The sequence below is a fragment of the Myxococcus vastator genome, from assembly GCF_010894475.1.
Taxonomy (GTDB): domain Bacteria; phylum Myxococcota; class Myxococcia; order Myxococcales; family Myxococcaceae; genus Myxococcus; species Myxococcus vastator.
Window position 1 is genome coordinate 1 of sequence record NZ_JAAIYB010000629.1, and the last position, 3,707, is coordinate 3,707.

General features: G+C 67.9%; 2 protein-coding genes and 1 pseudogene. 1 reads left to right on the forward strand and 2 read right to left on the reverse strand.

Translation table 11 applies throughout. From position 1 onward, the window contains the following. On the forward strand, nt 1-947 hold a 947-nt coding region (locus tag G4D87_RS35140), incomplete at its 5' end, for a hypothetical protein (RefSeq protein WP_163787060.1). Nucleotides 948-1,011: 64 nt separating this feature from the next. On the opposite strand, the gene G4D87_RS35145 is transcribed toward G4D87_RS35140, so the two are convergent. Next, nucleotides 1,012-2,646, reverse strand: a complete 1,635-nt coding sequence (locus tag G4D87_RS35145; protein ID WP_240358862.1) for a transglycosylase SLT domain-containing protein — start codon at nt 2,644-2,646, stop codon at nt 1,012-1,014. A gap of 186 nt (nt 2,647-2,832) precedes the next feature. Further along, nucleotides 2,833-3,579, reverse strand: a pseudogene (tnpC, locus tag G4D87_RS35150) (IS66 family transposase); the annotation flags it as partial. Nucleotides 3,580-3,707 lie beyond the last annotated feature (128 nt).

A 3,707-nucleotide genomic window follows, 5' to 3' on the forward strand; every position in this document is an offset into this window, starting at 1 on the left:
CTCCTCCCCCCGCCGAGGCCCAGACGGAGCTCGGCTACCTCAAACCCACCGAGGACGCCGAACACTGCGAATGGATGCGCCAGCCCTTGAAGGGCACGGCCACCCGCGTCTTCCGCTTCGACGCCTATTGCGACAGGTCCTCGGTGTCCTGGAGTCCAGATGGGAAGCAGGGCCTCCTCTTCACGTGGCCCTCGGGCGAAGGGGAAGTCCCTCGCGCCTGGCGCGTGGACGTCGCCGCGAAGTCCGGGCAGCCGCTGGACCTGAAGTCCCTGCCCGGAGGAGACAGCGCCGGAAACCCCAACGAGCCCTATGTGTCGCGCGTCGGCTTCGACGCGCAGGGCCGGCCGGTGGCGCTCGTCGTCCTGGCCTCCGAGTCAAAGGGCCCCATCACCTTTGATGGCGAGAGCTTCCCCGTGCCGAAGGGCAAGGGCGAGCCGGGGCTGGCCATGACCTATCGCCTGGAGGACGGCGGCTGGAAGCGCATCGAAATCAAGGCGGCCCGCATCCAGGAGGACACACCTTCCGAGCACGGCCTGCTCGAAGCGGAGGCGACCCTCACGCCGACGTGGACGGCCTCACCGCCCACCCGGCTTCCTGGCAGCAAGAGCGCGCCGGCCCTGGCGAAGGAATTGAATGCCCAAGCGCCGGGAGCGGGCTGGTGGATGGAGCTGCCCGGCCCCGGCGGAACGCTCTACTACCGGGCACGCCAGGAGGGCCCCATGCGCGTGCTCGGCCAGCCCCTGCTCTGGGGCCGTGGAGACCAGCGCCTGTCCTTGCAGGCCCTCACGGAGCCGGACGCGTACCTGGGCTTCCAGTTCGACCAGGGGCTCCTGCTCGTCACGTCCTACGGCGGCTATGCGGCGGCCACCGTCTGGGACCCGAAGACGCAGCAGCGCGTGGTGTCCGTGCCGGACGTCTACGCGCCCGCCTTCTGGCCCACGCCCTGAGCGCCGGAAAGACGACGGCCCGGCGCCCACGAAGGGAACCGGGCCGAAGTCGCGGCGCGGTGAGCTACGCGGGGCCCGTGCCGTTGTACCAGCCGGTGATCTTCCGCACGTAGTCCTGCGTCTCCTTGAACGGAGGAACGCCGCCGTACTTGTTCACGTTGCCCGCGCCCGCGTTGTAGGCGGCGAGCGCCAACCGCACGTCACCGTTGAAGCGCTTGAGCTGCTGAGACAGGTACTTGGTGCCGCCCTCGATGCTCTGGCGCGGGTCCGTGCGGTTGGTGACACCCAGCTCGCGCGCGGTGGCCGGCATGAGCTGCATCAGGCCCACCGCGCCCGCGCCCGACTGCGCGTTCGGGTTGAAGGTGGACTCCTGCTGGATGACCGCCTTGATGAGGCGCGCGGGCACGTTGTACTTCTGCGACATCTCGTTGATGAGGTTGTCGTACTTGTTCGATGAGAAGCCGCTCAGGTCGTTGTTGCCCTTCGCGGGGCCCGCGTTGCCCGTGCCCTGCGTACCGCCCGTGCCGCTGGTGGCGCCGGCGCCGCTGGCCACGGTGGCGCCCAGCTTCGAGAACGCCGCGCGCGTCAGCGGCCCGTAGTAGCCCGTGTTCTTCACGTTGTTGGCGGCCTGGAACTCCTTGAGCGCCGACTCCGTGCGCGGACCAAAGACGCCCGGGCCCGTGTTCATCTCGGCCTGCGTCATATAGCCGCCCTTCACCAGCGCCTGCTGGAGCTGCTTCACTGCGGGGCCGCTCGCGCCCTTCTCCAGGTCACCCGCGGGCAGCTTCATGCCCTTCACGGAGCCGCCCGAGGTCGGCGGCGGCTGGGAGCCCACGCCGCCCGTGCCACCACCGCCGTTCGTGTTGCCCGGACGCGGGTTGCCACCCGAGAAGGTCACCAGCTCACCCGTCGTCTTGTAGCCCTGGGGGCCGCCCGACAGGCGGCTGCCCTGGACGTTGAGGGTGATCTCCTTCCCCGTGGCCGGGTCGTTCGCGTAGTAGACGGGCTTGCCGTTCTGCGTGCCACGGCCGGTGATGGTGATCCAGTGGTCGGTGCCGTTCGCGCCACCGCCGCTGCCCGACTTGTAGTCCACGCCCACGACCACCGGCCGGCCCGCGTCGATCTGCTTGTTGATGGTGTTCAGGTTCCACGCCTGCTTCGCGGCGCCCAGGCCGCCCATGGCCGCCGCCGAGCCCCACTTGAGCGCGTTGCCCGAGTAGCCGTTGTTGCGGTCCAGGTGCGCGTCCATCTCCCCGGGGTTGATGGTCTTCCCGGTGATCTTGCTCACCGCCATGGCGGTGGCCGTCATGGCGCAACCCGCCGCGGACAGGCTCGAGCTGGTGCCCAGCCGGCGCGAGCCCCACTGCGCGTCGCCCTGCTTGTAGAGCGGCGTGCCGTCACGGGACGTGGGGAACTGCCGGCCGTCGTCGTCGCGGACCTGACCGTTGGCGGCGCGCGTCGTCGTCGCCGCGGGGGTGAAGTTGTCACCACTCGCCGGAGTGGCCGTGCCGGAACCCGTGGTGCCACCACCCCGCGTGGGCGCGCTCTCGAACGTGTCCGGAATGGACAGCTTCTGGCCCGCACGAATCTTGTTCGGGTCAGCGATGTTGTTGGCCTGGGCCAGCGCGGAGACGGACGTGTTGTACTTGCGCGCCAGCGAGCTCAGCGTGTCGCCACTGCGAACGGAATGGGTCTTCAAGGCCAAAACCTTTCGTCACCCGATGCGGCGTCGGGCGGGGGGATATTCACGATTCTCGGCCGTGATGAAGTGAAGTTGCCTCATCCCCAGACAAACACTGGCAACGAAATTGTCAAACCTGACAGGACACCCATGTCCGCCACCACTGTTCATTTACATGAACACCCAACGTAACCGTTCACCGACTCATGCTGCGTGCGCGGGCTGAGGGGCCTCCGCAAGGGGAAGCAGCGAGGGAGGCGGCAGGCTCCGACGGTGCGTGCGCAGCGTGTCCGTGAGGAAGTCCAGTACGACCCGCTCTTGCAACTTGAGCGTGGTGACTGCGGTGAAGATGCGCTCGACGAAGCAGCTGCCCTCGGGGCCTTGCGTCCCGAATGACGTCTTGCGGTACATGACGGCGTGGCGGATGCACTGCTCGCCGAAGTTGTTCGTCGGCTCGATGCCGGGCACGTCAACAAACGTCCAGCGACACTCCTCCAACTTGAGGATTTCACGTGCCATGCCCGACGTCTTCTTCTCCGCGCGCACCTCGGCCTGTCGCAGCAGTCGGCCCACCGTGCGTCGTACCTTCTTCATCCGCTGCTCGAAATCCTCTCGCGCCAGAGTTCCGTCGCGCACCCGGTGCCACCACTTGAAGAAGCGGTGGCGCTCGCGCATCAACCGCGTGCCCAGACGGCCGCCCTCGCCGCCTCGGTCGATGAAGCCTTGGAAGTCGCGCGTTATGTGGCTCCAGCAGAGTTGACGCAGCCCCTTGTCGTACCAGTCATACCCGCTCCACCTGTCCGTGGTGAGGAAGCCCAGGAAGCCCGCCCTCAGCAGGGCTTGGGCTACCTTGCCGCCACGACTCCGCGCGATGTGGAACACCACCACCAAGGCCGTGGCGACCACCCACAACCAGGCACGATGGCCCCGGCCATCCTTGCGCCCCTCCACCGTAACCGTTCAGGGGTAGTGTTGAGGCCGTCGTCGCGGTGTGCAACCCGTGGCGGATGCACACGAAAACCCCTGCGACGCTGGAATCGAAGATTGAACGACTGGTCCACGAGCACCTGGTGGAGCAG